This window comes from Phenylobacterium sp., assembly GCF_016124325.1.
GTDB lineage: Bacteria > Pseudomonadota > Alphaproteobacteria > Caulobacterales > Caulobacteraceae > Phenylobacterium.
In genome coordinates this window covers 15230-30884 of record NZ_WGNY01000058.1, presented here as the reverse complement: position 1 = coordinate 30884, position 15655 = coordinate 15230, and the positions used below count along the sequence as shown (strand labels likewise).

Annotated in this window: 16 protein-coding genes; 8 read left to right on the top strand and 8 right to left on the bottom strand. The window is 68.9% G+C overall.

Translation table 11 applies throughout. The features are described from left to right. The 3 genes from GC203_RS23890 to GC203_RS23880 all read left to right on the top strand — a co-directional run. A partial coding sequence (locus GC203_RS23890; protein ID WP_293459503.1) for a hypothetical protein occupies positions 1-367 on the top strand: 367 nt, incomplete at its 5' end. Between the two features lie 151 nt (positions 368-518). Beyond that, entirely contained in the window at positions 519-2198 is a 1680-nt protein-coding gene (locus GC203_RS23885) for a sulfatase-like hydrolase/transferase (RefSeq protein ID WP_293459501.1), read from the top strand. A 10-nt stretch (positions 2199-2208) separates the two neighbouring features. Beyond that, the gene (locus GC203_RS23880) at positions 2209-2646 is read left to right on the top strand and encodes a hypothetical protein (protein ID WP_293459499.1); all 438 of its coding nucleotides are present in this window, start codon (positions 2209-2211) and stop codon (positions 2644-2646) included. A 179-nt stretch (positions 2647-2825) separates the two neighbouring features. On the opposite strand, the gene GC203_RS23875 is transcribed toward GC203_RS23880, so the two are convergent. The 5 genes from GC203_RS23875 to GC203_RS23855 all read right to left on the bottom strand — a co-directional run bounded on the left by GC203_RS23875 (position 2826) and on the right by GC203_RS23855 (position 7899). Beyond that, positions 2826-3506, bottom strand: a complete 681-nt coding sequence (locus GC203_RS23875) for a TetR/AcrR family transcriptional regulator (RefSeq protein WP_293459497.1) — start codon at positions 3504-3506, stop codon at positions 2826-2828. A gap of 138 nt (positions 3507-3644) precedes the next feature. After that, positions 3645-5816 carry a TonB-dependent receptor gene (locus GC203_RS23870; RefSeq protein WP_293459495.1) on the bottom strand — a complete coding sequence of 724 codons (2172 nt, stop codon included), beginning with the start codon at positions 5814-5816 and terminating at the stop codon, positions 3645-3647. A gap of 161 nt (positions 5817-5977) precedes the next feature. Continuing rightward, the gene (locus GC203_RS23865; protein ID WP_293459494.1) at positions 5978-6448 is read right to left on the bottom strand and encodes a hypothetical protein; all 471 of its coding nucleotides are present in this window, start codon (positions 6446-6448) and stop codon (positions 5978-5980) included. A gap of 125 nt (positions 6449-6573) precedes the next feature. Next, complete coding sequence (locus GC203_RS23860; RefSeq protein ID WP_293459492.1) at positions 6574-6987, bottom strand: DUF1330 domain-containing protein; 414 nt, start codon at positions 6985-6987, stop codon at positions 6574-6576. Positions 6988-6999: 12 nt separating this feature from the next. Continuing rightward, a complete protein-coding gene (locus tag GC203_RS23855; RefSeq protein WP_293459491.1) occupies positions 7000-7899 on the bottom strand; it encodes a haloalkane dehalogenase in 900 nt (299 codons plus the stop codon). A gap of 196 nt (positions 7900-8095) precedes the next feature. On the opposite strand from GC203_RS23855, the gene GC203_RS23850 reads away from it, so the two are divergent. Beyond that, positions 8096-8695, top strand: a complete 600-nt coding sequence (locus GC203_RS23850) for a TetR/AcrR family transcriptional regulator (protein ID WP_293459490.1) — start codon at positions 8096-8098, stop codon at positions 8693-8695. 476 nt (positions 8696-9171) lie between these two features. Continuing rightward, positions 9172-9885, top strand: coding sequence for a hypothetical protein (locus tag GC203_RS23845; RefSeq protein WP_293459489.1), 714 nt, complete (start codon positions 9172-9174; stop codon positions 9883-9885). Between the two features lie 44 nt (positions 9886-9929). Here GC203_RS23845 and GC203_RS23840 read toward each other — a convergent pair whose 3' ends face one another. The 3 genes from GC203_RS23840 to GC203_RS23830 form a co-directional block, all read right to left on the bottom strand. Further along, positions 9930-10838, bottom strand: a complete 909-nt coding sequence (locus tag GC203_RS23840) for an intradiol ring-cleavage dioxygenase (RefSeq protein WP_293459488.1) — start codon at positions 10836-10838, stop codon at positions 9930-9932. A gap of 422 nt (positions 10839-11260) precedes the next feature. Next, the gene (locus tag GC203_RS23835; RefSeq protein ID WP_293459487.1) at positions 11261-11821 is read right to left on the bottom strand and encodes an HNH endonuclease; all 561 of its coding nucleotides are present in this window, start codon (positions 11819-11821) and stop codon (positions 11261-11263) included. 846 nt (positions 11822-12667) lie between these two features. Further along, positions 12668-12850, bottom strand: a complete 183-nt coding sequence (locus tag GC203_RS23830) for a hypothetical protein (RefSeq protein WP_293459486.1) — start codon at positions 12848-12850, stop codon at positions 12668-12670. A gap of 55 nt (positions 12851-12905) precedes the next feature. On the opposite strand from GC203_RS23830, the gene GC203_RS23825 reads away from it, so the two are divergent. Genes GC203_RS23825 through GC203_RS23815 form a run of 3 tightly spaced genes read left to right on the top strand, consistent with a single transcriptional unit; the run spans position 12906 to position 15262 of the window. After that, complete coding sequence (locus tag GC203_RS23825) at positions 12906-13535, top strand: TetR/AcrR family transcriptional regulator (protein ID WP_293459485.1); 630 nt, start codon at positions 12906-12908, stop codon at positions 13533-13535. Between the two features lie 10 nt (positions 13536-13545). Beyond that, on the top strand, positions 13546-14370 hold the full coding sequence (gene gluQRS / locus GC203_RS23820) for a tRNA glutamyl-Q(34) synthetase GluQRS (RefSeq protein ID WP_293459484.1): 825 nt from the start codon (positions 13546-13548) through the stop codon (positions 14368-14370). Beyond that, a complete protein-coding gene (locus GC203_RS23815; protein ID WP_293459482.1) occupies positions 14363-15262 on the top strand; it encodes a DMT family transporter in 900 nt (299 codons plus the stop codon). Before gluQRS ends, GC203_RS23815 begins: the two co-directional genes overlap by 8 nt. The last annotated feature ends 393 nt before the right edge of the window (positions 15263-15655 follow it).

Sequence of the window (15655 nt, the reverse complement as noted above, 5' to 3'; positions counted from 1 at the left end):
GTCCGAACACGAACGCCCCGAGGCCGAACGGCTCGAAGACGAACTGGTCGACGCCCTGCACGAGGCCTTCGACGACCCCGCCTTCGAGGACCTGCCCCTCGACGCCCAGGTCGAAGCCGTCGTCCAGCGCCTGAAGCCCGCGCCAACGCCCCCTCCGGCGCTGCGCGCCACCTCCCCCGTGGTCACGGGGGAGGAGCCTGTCCGAGCCACCCGCTCCTTCCCCGCCCAAGCGGGGGAGGTGGCGTCCCGGCCCCAAGCCGGGACGACGGAGGGGGCGCAACCGCCCCCCGATCCCCCCACGCCCTACCTGATGCCCTGGGAACGCGCCCCGCCCGGCGCCCGCTACCCCGGCGGCTCCGGCTGGTAGCCCACACCCCCGCGTGTCATCCCGGTCTTGGGCTTCGCCCAAACCGGGATGACGCCGGGTCTTTCGTGGTTCCCCAAAACCCCACGCCCGATATTGACACTCTGCGTGCCACTATCATAATCGCCCCTCAACGCTCCGGGGGAGGATGCGCATGAAACTCTGGGGTTGGCTGGCCGCCGTGGCGGGCGTGATCGCCATGGGCCTGGGCCTGGCCTATCTGAACCGGGCCTCCATCCTGGCGATGGTCGCCCACGCGCGCCTGCCGCACATCGAGCCCAACCATCCGGTGACCTGGGCCATGGGCCCGGCCGAGCCGCCCAAGGGCGACCGTCCGCCCAACGTGGTCTTCATCCTGGCCGACGACCTGGGCTTCAACGACATCACCTTCAACGGCGGCGGGGTGGCGAACGGCGCCGTGCCCACGCCGAACATCGATTCCATCGGCCATCAGGGGGTGAGCTTCGCCAACGGCTACGCCGGCAACGCCACCTGCGCCCCCAGCCGCGCGGCGATCATGACCGGCCGCTACGCCACCCGTTTCGGCTTCGAGTTCACCCCCGCGCCGGTGGGCTTCGAGCGCCTCGTCGGCACCGAGGCCGAGCCGGGCGCCATCGTGAAGCCGAAGTTCTTCAAGGACCGGCTGAAGGACATGCCGGCCGGCAGCACCGCGCCCACGCCCGAGGCGGTCAATTCGCTGGCGGTCCCGGCCTCCGAGATCACCATCGCCGAGGTGCTGAAGGCCAAGGGCTACCACACCATCCAGTTCGGCAAATGGCACCTGGGCGGGACCAAGGGCTCGCGGCCCGAGGACCAGGGCTTCGACGAGGCCCTCGGCTTCATCTCCGGCGCCTCGATGTACCTGCCCGAGAAGGATCCCGACTCGGTCAACTCCAAGCAGCCGTGGGACGCCATCGACAAGTTCCTGTGGCCCAACCTGCCCTACCAGGTGCAGTTCAATGGCTCGCCCATGTTCGCCCCGCGCGGCTACATGACCGACTACCTCGGCGAGGAGGCGGTGAAGGCCATCCACGCCAACCGCAACCGGCCCTTCTTCATCTACTTCGCGCCCAACGCGATCCACACCCCGCTACAGGCCAAGAAGGAGGACTACGACGCCCTCCCGCAGATCAAGGACCACCGCCTGCGCGTCTACGGCGCCATGGCGCGCGCCCTCGACCGCAACGTCGGCCGCATCCTCCAGGCGCTGAAGGACGAGGGCCTCGACGACAACACCCTCGTCATCTTCACCAGCGACAACGGCGGGGCCAACTACATCGGCCTGCCCGACATCAACCGCCCCTATCGCGGCTGGAAGGCCACCTTCTTCGAGGGCGGCATCCACACCCCGTTCTTCATGCGCTGGCCGGGCGTGCTGCCGGCGGGGACGACCTATCCCTACCCCGTGGGCCACGTGGACATCTTCGCCACCGCCGCGGGCGCGGCCGGCGCGGCGGTTCCCACCGACCGCAAGATCGACGGCGTGAACCTGCTGCCCTTCGCCGAAGGCAAGGACGCGGCCCGTCCGCACAAGGCGCTCTACTGGCGTTCGGGCAGCTACAAGACCCTGCTCGACGGCGACTGGAAGCTGCAGGTCAGCGAGGCGCAGAACAAGGTCTGGCTCTACGACCTGGCCGCCGACCCCACTGAGAAGAACGACCTCTCCAAGGCCCAGCCGGCCAAGGTGGCGGAACTGAAAGCCAAGCTCGCGGCCGAGGACGCCCAGATGGCCAAGCCGCTCTGGCCGTCGCTGCTCCAGGGCCCGATCTTCGTCGACCACCCCTCGGGCCAGCCGCAGAAGAAGGGCGAGGAATACATCCTCTGGGACAACTAGGACCGGGCCGGTGAGCTTCCTGCCCCCCTCCACCAACGCCCAGTACCGCGGCTCGCCCATCGCGGTCGCGGTGCTGGGACTCTTCACCCTGGGCACGCTCGCGCCCGGCCTGATCCACAGCTTCCTGCCCGACGGCGGGGCCATCGTGATCGCCCACCTCGACGTGGGCGACCGCGGCGAGCTGGTGCGCGGGCTGTTCGCCTGGGAGGGCGCCACCCAGATCGCGCTGGGGCTGGGGATGTTGGCCGTCGTCCTCCGCTACCGGACGCTGACGCCGCTGTTCCTGGCCCTGGTCGCCGTCGAGCGCGGCCTCATGGCGCTGCAGGGCTGGATCCTCCTGCCGCCGTCGAACGGCCACCACCCGCCCGAGCACTACGCCAGCCCGGTGACCGCGCTCCTGGCCCTGGCGGCCCTGGCGCTTTCGCTGCGCGAACGGCGGGCCGACTAGAGCCTTCTTGAGTGTAGAGCCCGTCCGGGCGGGTGAACCGGCATCCACTTCACCCTGACGGGCTCTCGAGCCTTCCCGGATCAAGTGGCATCACTTGATCCGGACAAGAAGGCTCGATCTTCAAGAGTGTAGAGCCCGTCCGAGCGGGTGAACCGGTTCCCATTTCACCCTGACGGGCTCTAGCGGCCCTCCTGGGCCAGCGACAGGAAGCCCGCCGCCATGAACCTGGCGATCCGCGCCTTCACGGCGGGGAAGTCGTCGGAGTGGCAGACCCCGCCCGAAAGCCGATCGATCCGCCCGGTCCGCGCCAGGGTGTTCATCAGGGCGCCGGTCACGAAGTGGTAGCCCCAGAAGAGATCGGCCTCGGCCATGTCGGGCAGCGCCCGCCTGAGGATCGCGACCAGCTTCAGCACGACCGGATCGAAATGGACGTCCATCAGCTCGGCGCCCTCGGGCGTGTTGCTGACCCGCGCGCAGAAGGCGGCGTAGTTCATCCACAGCTCGCCGCCCTCGAAATAGAGATCGAGGTCGGTGTCGAGGAAGGCGTGCAGCGCGCCCTCGACCGTCGGGCGCTCGCCGGCCTCGGCCTCATAGCGCTCCAGGGCCTCCATGCGCCGCCCGCTGGTGACGGCGGCGCGTCGCGCGAACACGGCGTCGAAGAGGCTCCGCTTGTCGTCGAAGTAGTAGTGCAGCAGCGTGGTGTGGACGCCCACCCGCTGGGCCACGTCGCGCAGGGTGACCCCGTGCAGTCCGTGCTGGGCGAACAGGTATTCGGCCGCGTCGAGGATCTGCTCCTGCGTCTCCTCACGCTGCTCGGCCTTGGTGCGGCGGACCCGCTTCGTCTTAGGGCCGTCGGCCATGGACGCCATTCTCCGTCAGCTCCGGCGGCGGGCGATGCCCCGTAGTCGGGGCCGGGCCTGCGCTTGTCAATCTCGGGGCGGCGCAAGAAGCGGCCGCCGGCCGCGCAGGGCGGTCCGGCGGCCCAGCGGAGGGACCCTCTAGAACAGTTTCATCACACTGATCCCGTACTGGCGGGGCGCGCCCGCCAGCCGGATCGGGGACAGCAGCGCCGAGACGTAGGCCTCGTTGGTGAGGTTGTAGCCGTAGAGCGTGGTGACGATGTCGCCGTGGGCCCAGGCCACCGACGCGCCCAGGATGTTGCGGGCGCCCAGCCGGTCGCCCGCCGCCTCGTTCTCGAACAGCGTGCCCCACTGGTGCGAGATGTGGCTGTAGGTCACCTGCGGCGTGACCGTGTCGCCATCGTCCAGGTGGAAGGCGTAGCGGCCGACCACGTTGAAGGTGAACTCCGGCGCATAGGTCTGGGAGTTGCCGCCCAGGTTGATGCAGCTCGTGCTGGCCGGCCCGGTCTTAGGATCGCATGGGCCCGAGCGCGGCAGGCGCGGATCCTGGGTCCAGAAGGTGCCGAGGCTGCTCTTGGTCACGCCCATGCCGACGTCGAACGAGAAGTCCCCGAACACCGCTTGGGCCGAGGCCTCGACGCCGTAGAGCTTGCTGGGGTTGGGGTTGTTCTGCTCGGTCGACTGCAGCGGGTTGTTGGGGATCGGCAGGATCACCTGGAAGTGCTTGAAGTGGTTGTAGTAGACGCCGATCTGGGTGCGCAGGTGGTTGTTGAGCAGGCTCGATTTCCAGCCGGCCTCGTAGTCGACCACGTACTCCTGCCGGAACGGCGGCGGGATCACGCCCCCGCCGAAGTAGAGCGCCCCGTTCAGGCCGCCGGGCTTGGCCCCGCTGGCGACGAAGGCGTAGGCGAAGTTGTTGTCGTCGATGGTCCAGTCCAGCGAGACCTTGCCGGTGAGGTTGTAGCCGACCGCCTTATCGTCGTCCTGGTAGTCGATGGTCGGGAACTGCGGGACGAACCACCGCACGTGGTTGATCGTGCTCCACTTCGAGTACCGCGCGCCCGCCTTCAGCTTGAGGCCGTCGGCCAGCTGCACCGCGACCTGGCCGAAGACGGCGGCGGTGTAGGTCTTGTTCACGCCGTCCAGCCGCTCGTCGACCGCGCCCGGCGGCACCCCGATCAGGAAGCGGCCGACCGGGAAGTCGTAGCGGTTGTTCTGATAGTACGCCCCGGCCACCCACGTGATCGGCCCGGTGTCGGGCGAGATCACGTTGAACTCCTGGGTCAGGAGCCGTTCGTTCACGGCCTCGGCGATGATGTAGTTGGGCGCGGCGTTGGCGGTTCCGTCGATGTCGCCCTTCCAGCCCGAACGCCCCTTCGCGTAGCTCGAGATCGACCGGAAGGTGATCCCGTTGTCGGCCACGTAGTCGGCCTTGACGATCGAGCGGACGAACTGGTCGGTGGCGTAGTTGCCGTAGTTGTTGGCGATGTGGAACAGGTTGTGGCGGGTCGGCGGATTGCTCAGCGCGTCCCCGAAGTAGCCGCCGTTGTCCAGGTAGTCGTAGTCCGTCTTCCAGGAGACCTTCACCTGGTCGTTCGGCTGCCACAGCAGCGACAGGCGCACCGCGCCCCACTTCAGGCTGGGATCGTTCCTCCCGACCCGCGGGCCCGACAGGTGATAGAAGGTGTCGCGGTACTGCGTGTAGAAGGCCACGCGCGCGGCCAGGGTCTCGTTGATCGGCAGGTTCACCGCGCCTTGCAGGGCGGTGTCGTTGTAGTTGCCGTAGTGGCCGAGCAGATAGCCCGAGTAGCCGCCGCCGATCTTGGGATCGTTGGTGGTGACGATGACGGCGCCGCCCGTGGCGTTCTGGCCGCTGAATGTGCCCTGCGGCCCGCGAAGCACCTCGACCCCGGCGATGTCGAAATAGGGCTCTTCCTGGATATAGCCCGGGAAGCTGGTGACGCCGTCGCGGTAGGTGACCACGCCCGTGGAGGTCTGAGTGTTGTGCTCGCCCTTCCCGATGCCGCGGATGTTGATGTTGTTTCCCTGGCCGAAGTTGTTGACCGTGATCGAAGGGCTGACGAATTGCAGCTGGTCGACCGTGAACACGCCCTTCTTGAGCAGGTCGCTTCCCGTCATCACGGTCGCGGCGATCGCGGTGGTCTGGAGGTTCTCGACGCGCCGCTCGGCCGTCACCACCAGTTCCTGCAACGTGGCCTGATCTGACGCCTTGGCCGACTGCGCCTGGGCGGCGCCGGCCCATCCCGACACAAGCACCGATGCGCTCAACAGCAGAGCGTGGGTCTTCACGGCTTCCTCCCGATGTCCTCACCACGCTCTTCGGCGCGCGGCGGGACGTTGGTCAGGATTCACTCGTTCGTCAATACTCATTCACTCTCGAATGAATATCTTGCTCGAGAGCCGAGGCCGCCCTGCGCCAGGCGCCCCCAACGGCGATTGCGGGATTGGGCCTAGCGGCCCTCGTAGTAGTCGACGGCGGCCTGTGCGCCGCGGTCGTAGGCCTCCAGCGCCGCCAGGGCCTCCGCCCGGTCGCCGCCGCCACGGGTCAGCAGGAAGTAGCGCTCGTAGTGGCCGAAGGCCGTGCGGCACAACGTGTCGCGCTTCGCGTCGCCGTAGTTCGACACAAAGGTGCGATGGTTCTCCCAGCCATAGCCGACGCAGGCCGCCTTGCCGTCCAGCCAGTCGAGCCGGCCCTCGTGCGCGGCCGCGATCCGCTCCGGCAGCGAGACGGGCTGCTGGGCGACCGGGGTGGAATAGGCGCCGTCGCGGACGCCCTCCTCGATCTCGTCAGCCTGACGGTTCAGTTCCGCGAGGTCCTCGGCCGACAGGCTGTCCTTCATCTGCTCGGCCTGAGATCGTAGCTGGCGAGCCAGGTTCAGCATCTGCTGCGCTGTGTCCTGCGCCCACGCAGCGGCAGGCATGGCAACGGCAATGGCCAGAAGAATCGGCAGGATACGCATGGGACGTCGCTTCCAGGGAAATGGGGCCCCGACGGCGCGCCGCCGGAACCGCATCTACGGCCCATATCGACGTTTGGACGCCGCCGCTAGAAGCCCTCGCCCGGCTTGGTCTTGATGTTGAGTTGGCCCTTCAGCCCGGCCTTCCGGTGATGCTCGATGGCGTGCATCTCCGGCGACATGGCCATGTTCCGGAACGACTCCAGCGAGGGGTACTCGGCCAGGGCCACCACGTCCCACAGTTCCTCCACCTCGCCCAGCATCAGGTCGGTGACGCGGCCCTGGTAGCGCACCTGGCCGCCCAGCCCCTCGACCAGCTTCCGCACCGCCTCGCCGTACAGCATGTAGGCGTCGTAGCCCGACAGGCCCCGGTCGCCGTCCTCGTATTGGGCGCGGTCGTGGAACTTGAGCAGATTGACCATGACGAACGGCCCATCCTCGGGCGCGGTGAAGAACGCCATCGCCTGCTGGGGCGGCGGCAAGACTTGGTTCTCGACCTTCATTGTCGTCTCTCCTCAGGATCGGCGGATCAGGGCGTCGATCACCTCGACGATCTCGTTGGGGCTGTCCTCCTGCAGGAAGTGGCGGCCCTTGAGGGTCACGTGCGGCTGGCCCTTCGTCCCCGGGATGCGGGCCTGGATCTGCGCGTCGGCGCCGCGGGTGACGGGGTCGTCGTCGCTGAAGGCGGTGACGACCGGTTTGTCGAACGCCTCCAGCACCTTCCAGGCTTCGATGTTCTCGGCCACCGAGGCGTGCTCGGGCGTCACCGGCACCAGCGTCGGGAATTGCCGCGCGCCTTCCTTGTAGCTCTCGTCCGGGAACGGGGCGTCATAGGCGGCGATCTCGGCCTCGGTGAGGTCGCGGCCGCTGCCGCCCTTTAGGATGCCGCCGATCGGCATCTCGGGGACGTTCTGGCTGAACTCCAGCCAGGCCCGGAAGCCATCGGTCATTCCCGTCCCCGTCGGCAGGAAGGTGTTGGCCACGACCAGCGCCCGGAACCGCTCGGGATAGGCCGCCACGAGGCGCAGGCCGATCAGCCCGCCCCAGTCCTGGCAGAACAGGGTGACGTCCGTCAGGTCGAGGGCGGTGAGCCACTGGCTCATCCAGGAGACGTGGCGCTCGTAGGTGTAGTCGGTCCGCGCCGCCGGCTTGTCGGAGCGGCCGAAGCCGATCAGGTCGGGCGCGATCGCCCGGTGTCCCTTCGCGACCAGGCCGGCGATGATCTTGCGGTAGAGGTAGGACCACGACGGCTCGCCGTGCATCAGCAGCACCGGCCGGCCGTCGCGCGGGCCCTCGTCGACGTAGTGGATGCGCAGGGTCGTCCCGTCGGCGTCGACCACCTCCTGATAGCGCGGCGCATAGGGCCAGTCGGCCAGCCCCTCGAACCGCGCGTCCGGCGTACGCAGCACCTTCATCCGACCTTCCCCCCGATTGACACTCCCGCCGTCCGCGGCGGATATATTGGCAGTATGAGTGTCACTACATGACGCCGTCAAGCGTGGCGCGGCGTGGCGATATGGTGACTTCCTGGGGCGCCCGGCGGGTTCGGAAGGCGCCCGGCGGACGAACCGCCTCGACAGGTCCCGCCCGGCGAGTCGAGATGGGCCCCTGATGAGTCGAACCGCCGTTCAGGCCGCACCCGGGCCGGATATCGCCGACGGCCGCCGACGCCGCGGCCAGGACAACCGCGACCGGATCGTCGCGGCGATGATCGCCATCGTCGGCGAAGGCGAGGTCGCGCCCAGCGCCGAGCAGGTGGCCGCCCGCGCCGACGTGGGCCTGCGCACCGTCTTCCGACACTTCCAGGACATGGACAGCCTCTATCGGGAGATGGCGCACGTCATCGAGGGCGAGCTGCGCGCGATCATCGACCCGCCGCTGAAGTCACAGCACTGGCGCGACCGCATCGGCGAACTGATCGAGCGCCGGGCCCGCGCCTTCGACCGCATCGCGCCCTTCCGCCGGGCCGCCGAGGCGTTCCGCCACCGGTCGAAATTCCTCGGCTCGGACTACACGCGCCTCGTGGTCATCCTGCGCGAGGCCCTGACCCGCGAGCTGCCGCCGGCCATCGTCGCCAACCCGCCCGTCTTCGAGGCGCTGGACCTGCTGATGAGCTTCGAGTCCTGGGCGCGCCTGCGGCGCGAGCAGGGGCTGGACGCCGAGGCCGCCAAGGCCGCGATCGCCGCCGCCGTCGACAAGCTCACGTCCTGACGGGGGTCTGCGGCTCCCCCAACTGGGGGGAGGGGTTGGTTTGGGGGAGCCGCGTTCCAGGTTCGCTGACGTCCAGGGCCTGGGGGGGGAGTGACCTTCGTCCGTCAGCAGGGTCACCCTAGGCCTGGGTTGCGGCCCGAGTAGGGCCGGTTTGTATCCTTCCCATGTCGAACCCGCCGCAAAGGTTTCGCGGCTGCGCCATATTGAAGGCGCCCACGGCGATGGGTCGTTCTTGCCTACGGACACTGTCCGCCCTGGCGCCCGGTCTCGCCGATTGTGGCGAGCGCGTATCCGAATTCCACGTTTCGCCGGCTGAATACGCCGATCGTTTCAGGTTCGCGTCGGGCCGACCGCGAGACGTGAAACAAAGCCCCTCGGCGGCGCTTGCCGGGCTTCTTGCAGCTCGTTTCGCCGTTCGCGCGCGGGCCCCAGCCCGCGCACGGGCGCGTTCCGAAACCCACCGAAGAGGTGAAGAGATGCAAATATCAGCAAGTACAGGCGCTTACGACGCCAGCCAGGCCCAGCGCCTGCTTGCCGGGCTCCTTCAAACGACCGATGAGGCCACCCGGCAGGAAAAGCCAGGCCGGGCCGAGGGCTCGGGCGGTCCGCCGCCCGGACCACCCCCGGGCCCGCCACCCGGCGGCGGGGCCTCGCAGTTTGCGGCCAAGACCCTGGGCGGCCTGCTCTCCGTCCAGGAGCAACCCGCCAGCGCCTCGGATCTCGCCGCGAAGCTGATCCAGGACGCCGATAGCGACGGCGACGGTTCGCTCACTCTCCAGGAGATCCAGTCCGCCCTGGGATCCGACGGCTCGGACAAGCTTTCGGCGGCGGTGTCCGGCCTCGACACCGACGGCGACGGCAAGCTCAACGCCGACGAGCTGGCGGCAGGCCTCGAGGCCCGACACACCGAGGGCGGGCGTCGGCGCCCGCCTTCCAGCGACGAGTTGGCCTCGAAGCTCATCGGTGGGACCGATGGCGACGGCGACGGTTCGCTCAGCCTGAAGGAAATCCTCGCCAAGCTGGGCGACGGCGCGTTGGACGGGGCCTCACAGGCGTTCGGCAAGCTCGACACCAATGCCGACGGCCTGCTGAGCTCGTCCGAGCTTTCCGCGGCGCTCGACGCCTTCCGCACCGCGCACGCGGGCGGACCGTCGAACGGCGCCTCCAGCCAGACGGCGGTCACCGCCTGAAACGGCGGACGCCGGGCCGGCCTCCCGCCGGCCCGGTGGTCGCATCAGACCGCGACGCCGACGGTGACCGTCCCCGTGTAGCCCGCCGCCACGCTGCCGGTCAGGCTGGGCGTCATGGCGGCGATCTGGGCCGAGGTGTTGTCGCCGAACACGTTGTCGTTGCCGGTGGTCACCTGGGCCAGGTTGGTGACGCTGGCGCTGTAGCCCGTCGCGCTGCCGTAGACCGTGGAGCAGACGTCGCGCGGCATGGCGAACTGAGAGGTCAGGATCGCGCTGGGCTGGGCCGTGGCCGCCGCCAGGCTCGGATAGACCTCGAAGTGGATGTGCGGATAGCGGCCCGAATAGCAGCCGGGGAAGATGGTGGTGAACGTGACCTCCCCGTTGGCGTCGGTCACCTGGACGCCGCGCAGGAAATTCTCGTTCTGCACGCCGCTCGAATAGAGCGAATAGAGCCCGTCGCGCGTGCAGTGCCACACATAGATCGCATAGCCGCTCAGAGCGGTGCAGCCCGCGTTGACGTTGACCAGCTTGATCGTCAGCGCCAGCGGCACGCCAGGCGCCGCGGTGGTCGAGGCTCCGAAGCTGGAGCGGATGTCGCTGCGCACCACGCCGCTCTGCGTCAACACGTTCGACAGCACGCCATTGGCCGTGTTGGTGCCATCGGCCGGATAGGGTCCGTTGGTCTCGCTGGGATCGGCGACGCAGGCGCTGGACGAACCGGAGGTCGCGCCGCCCGTGTCCGTTCCGGTCGTGGTGGTGGTGGTCGTCGTGGTGCTCGTGGTCGTCGCCGCGTCCGAGGCGGCGCTGCCTGACGATCCGCCACTGCAGGCGGCCGTCAGCATGGAGACGCCTCCCGCGCCGAACAGGCCGAGCAGCCGGCGCCGCGCCAGCATCACCTCCAGGTCACGGCGCAGGCCGAAATCGTGGTCGTGGATCGTCTCGGATTGGGGCATCGGTTGGCTCTCTCCTCGCCGCCCGTCGCGGCGCGAGCCCCATGGAGCCGGGCAAGTTGGGCTGGGCTGTATCGCCTCCATGTCCGCTTCGCAGCGCCGGAAACACGCCGGTCACAATGCGGCCAAACGAGACCGGGAAGCGCTCGCGCCGACACGCGGCTGAAACGAGTAAGGCGGCGATCCTTCGGTTCGAGGCCCCGATCGGCCCGCGCCCTGGCGGCCTGATACATCCGCGATACCGAACCGCCGCACTGACGCCCCAAGGCGCCGGAACAGTCGCGGGCGGCGCGCGGAGCCTTCTCGAACCAGGCGGTTTCGGCGCGTCCGGACACCCTGGCCGCGTCCATTCCGCATCCCGGGCCCGGCCAGGGCGCGGCCTCCTCCCGCCCCCTGGTCGGGGGGAGGCCGTTCGCCGAAAGGCCTCAGGCCTCCAGCTCGATGTCCCAGTAGAGGTAGTCGAGCCAGCTTTCGTGCAGGTGGTGCGGCGGGAAGCGACGGCCGTGCTCCTGCAGCTCATAGGCCGAGGGCCGGCGCGGCCGGTGCCGGGGATGCATGTGCGCCTCGTGCGGCGTGCGCCCGCCCTTGGCCAGGTTGCAGCGCGCGCAGGCGGTGACGATGTTCTCCCAGGTCGTGCGCCCGCCCCGCGAGCGGGGGATGACGTGGTCGAACGTCAGGTCCTCGCCGGCCGTGCAGTACTGGCAGGTGAAGCTGTCGCGCAGGAACAGGTTGAAGCGGGTGAAGGCCGGCGGCCGGTCCTGGGCCACGTAGTGCTTCAGCGAGACCACGCTGGGCAGCTTCATGGCGAAGGAGGGCGAGTGGACCTCCTGGTCGTAGGTCGAGACCACGTCCACGCGATCGAGGAACACGGCCTTGATCACTTCCTGCCAGGGCCACAGCGACAGCGGATAGTAGGAAAGCGGCCGGAAGTCCGCGTTCAGCACCAGGCAGGGCCAGCCGGACGGGGCGGTCTTAAGCACCTGCATGGACGGCCTCCCTGGATCCGGGAGCCCGACGCCACGGGGCGGTTATGCGGATCGACTGCGGACTGAAGACCAAACCCTCAGCACGTGATTGACGCCACTGGGGAAAAATATAGGCCCGATTCGGAGACAACTCTACGACGACGGGACCTCTTGATGGGGGCGCCTGTGGCCCCGCCCGGGTCTTGCTGCGGGCGGGGCTCTAGCGGCGGCGCACGGGTTAGGCGCCGAGGACGGCGGTGGCGCCGGCCGCGGTCAGGGCGAGGCCCACCACCGCGAAGGACACGACCACGTCGAGAACCCGAGTCATCAGGATCGACATTGCTTCTCTCCATTTGAGGCGCGGGGCCCGGCCGATCCGGAACCCCGACGCCATCTGAACGATGCTAAGATAGCAACTATCTGAACAATGTCTAGATGGCGATTTTGGATGTTCTGCTATGCGTTTTCGAACATCCCGTTCCCGCGGCCCGGACCACGAAAAAGGGGCCCGAAGGCCCCCTCTCCGAACACATCCGGGAGCGGGGAAGATCAGATCACCAGGCCCGCCGTGGCGCTGGCCGCGACAAAGCCGAGGAACAGCAGGAACGCGGGAGCGAGGCGGTCGAAATGGCGTTGGAAGGTCGCGAGAGACATGAGCACACCTTTGGTTTTGTTGTTGAAATCCCCGGGGGAGCGGGGCCGTCCGTTGGGACGAGTTATGTTTAGCAGAATCTGAACACTGCACAGATCATCGATTTCGCCGGACGGTTATGCGTTTCTGCACGGGCGCTCCGTGCATCCGGCGCGACGAAAAAGGGGCCCTCTCGGGGCCCCTCCTCGTCAGCTTCGACGTCTGAGTGGGGAGGCTCAGATCACCAGGCCCGCCGTCGCGACGGCCGCGGTGAGGCCGAGGAACAGCAGGAACGAGGGGACGAAACGGTCGAAGACCTGTTCAAACTTCGCGAGAGACATGACACACACCTTTTCAGTTTGAACCCCCTGGGGAGAGGGGGCGTTTTCTATTTGAACGCCGCTCAGATAGGTGCGCATCTGAGCGTCGTCAAGATATCTGTACAGCGCTCAGATATGAAATTATGGTAAGGCTATGAGCGAAGCTAAAACCGTCGAATCCCGCCCCTACCACCATGGCGACCTGCGGCGGGCGCTTGTCGACGCCGCCAGGCGTCTGCTGGAGGCCGAGGGGCCCAGCGCGCTCTCGCTCCGCGCGGTGGCCCGTGAGGCGGGCGTCAGCCCGGCGGCGCCCTACCACCACTTCAAGGACAAGGCCGAGCTGCTCGACGCGGTCGCCCAGGAAGGCTGGGACATCCTCGACACCCAGATGATGGAAGCGAAGCGGGACGCCGACGGGCCGCACCAGCTCACCGCCCTGGGCATCGCCTATGTCTGCTTCGCCCGCGACAACCCGGCGCTCTACCGGGTGATGTACGACGCCGCGCGCGACAAGGAGATGCTGCCCGACGACGTCCAGAAGAACGAGGACAGCGCCTACTGCCAGGTGCGCAACACCATGATCGCCCAGGGCGCCAATCCCGCCAACGAGACGCATCTGGAGCTGGCCACCATCGCCGCCTGGTGCGCCGCCCACGGCCTGGCCGAAATGGCCGGCTTCAAGCAGTTCGAGCACCTGAAGGAGGAGCTGGGCGGCGAACGCCAGTTCCTCGAGGCCGTGCTCGAGCACGTCGGCCTGTTCACGAGCGCCCATCGCGAGTGCTAACCGAAAGCGGGTGTTCGTCACCCGCTTCGCCCCCTCCCCGACCGGATACCTCCATCGCGGGCACGCGTTCTCCGCGCTGACGGCGCACGCCGCGGCGCGCGCGGCGGACGGCCGCTTCCTGCTGCGCATCGAGGACACCGACGCCACCCGCTGCCGGCCGGAGTTCGAAGCGGCGATCTTCGAAGACCTCGCCTGGCTGGGGTTGTCGTGGGAGAGCCCGGTCCGCCGCCAGTCCGATCATCTCGCCGACCACGAGGCGGCCCTGGCCCGGCTGGAGGCCGAGGGCCTGCTCTATCGCTGCTTTCGCACCCGGGCCGAACTGGCCGAGGAAATCGCCGGCGCGCCGCACGGCCCGATGGCGGCCTTCCGCGGCGGTCCCCTGTCGCCCGACGAGGAGGCGCGCCGGCTGGCGGCGGGCGAGCCCTTCGCCTGGCGGCTGTGGCTGGACGCGGCCGAGCGGCGGCTGGGCGGCTTCGGCGGGCTCTCGTTCGAGGCCGACGGCCGGATCGTCCAGGCCCGCCCCGAGATCGGCGGCGACGTGGTGCTGGCCCGCAAGGACGTGCCCGTCGCCTATCACCTCGCCGCCACGGTGGACGACGCGATCCAGGGGATCACCCACGTGATCCGTGGCGAAGACCTGATCGAGGCGGCCCATGTCCAGCGCCTGTTGCAGGCGCTTCTCGGCCTGCCGACGCCCGTCTACCGCCATCACCGCCTGATCCTCGGCCCGGACGGCAGGCGGTTGGCCAAGCGCGATCGATCGGAAACGCTGCACAGCCTGCGCGAACGCGGTATGAGCGCGCAAAATGTGAGGAAGGATCTGGGCTTTGACTGAGGCGGTGGCGCACCCGCACGCCGATACCGATTGGCGCGCCGTCGGCGTCCTTGTGCTGGGCGCCTGCATCATCGGCCTGTCGCCGATCCTCGTGCGCCTGGCGGGGGAGCAGCCCGGCGGCGTCGGCTCGGCCGCGGCCGGCTTCTGGCGGCTCGCCTTCGCCCTGCCCCTGCTGGCGCTCCTGACCCGGCGCGTGTCCGGCGCGATCGGCCGGCCGCCCAAGGTCGCGGTGTGGGCCGGTGTGTTCTTCGCCCTCGACCTGGGGTTCTGGCACTACGGCATCCACTTCACCTCGGTCACCAACGCCACGGTGCTGTCCAACCTGACGCCGGTTGTGGTGACCGCCTTCGCCTGGATCTTCCTCAAGCAGCGGCCGCAGGCGCTGTTCCTCGTGGCGGTCGCCGCCGCGGTCGGCGGCGCCTGGCTGATGGCCGTGGAGAAGGGCGGCGGAGGCCTGGTCAACCAGCCGCTCGGCGACGTGCTCTCGGCGCTGACCGCCCTCTGGTACGCGCTCTACTTCCTGACCATGAACGAGGGCCGCAAGACCAACGGCGCCAGCCGGCTGATGTTCTGGGCCGGGGTCGTGGGCGCGCCGCTCATGCTCGTATCGGCCCTGCTGCTGGGCGAGACGCTGATCCCCTCCAGCCCGCTGGCCTGGGCGGCCTGCCTGGGGCTCGGCCTGATGCACGTGGGCGGCCAGGGCTCGATCGCCTGGGCGATGGGCCGCCTGCCCATCGCCACCGCCTCGGTGGTGGTGCTGGTCCAGCCGGTGGTCGCCGCCTCGCTGGGCTATGCGCTGTTCGGCGAACCGATCGGGCCGCTGCAGGCGCTGGGCGCGGCCGTCACCCTGGGGGGCGTGATCCTGGCGCAGTGGTCGTCGCGGCGGCGGTAGGGCGTCGGCCGCGTACGGTTTCGCACCGCCAAATTCCGCCTTCTGACGGAGAGCCGAGTAGCGCTTTCGACCCGTTGCGGACTCACGCCCTCTCCCCCCGCGAAGCGAGAGGGGAGAGGCGCAGGTCCCCTTTCCACCCATCGCGGGCGTTCGCGAGGTCCGCTTTCGACTCGAACGGCGAAGGTCTGCTTGCCGGTCCGGCCGCCAACGACGGTTCGCCACCAATTGCGGACTCGCCCCCCAGTTCGTCATCCCGGGCGGAGCGCAGCGGAGACCCGGGACCCAGCCGCTCAGACCGTGAAGCGGCTCCGCGTCGAGCGCGAGGCTGCTGGCTCCCGGATCTTCGGGCGCGACGCGCCCTGCGTCCGGGATGACGGATCTTTTTTTGGAGGA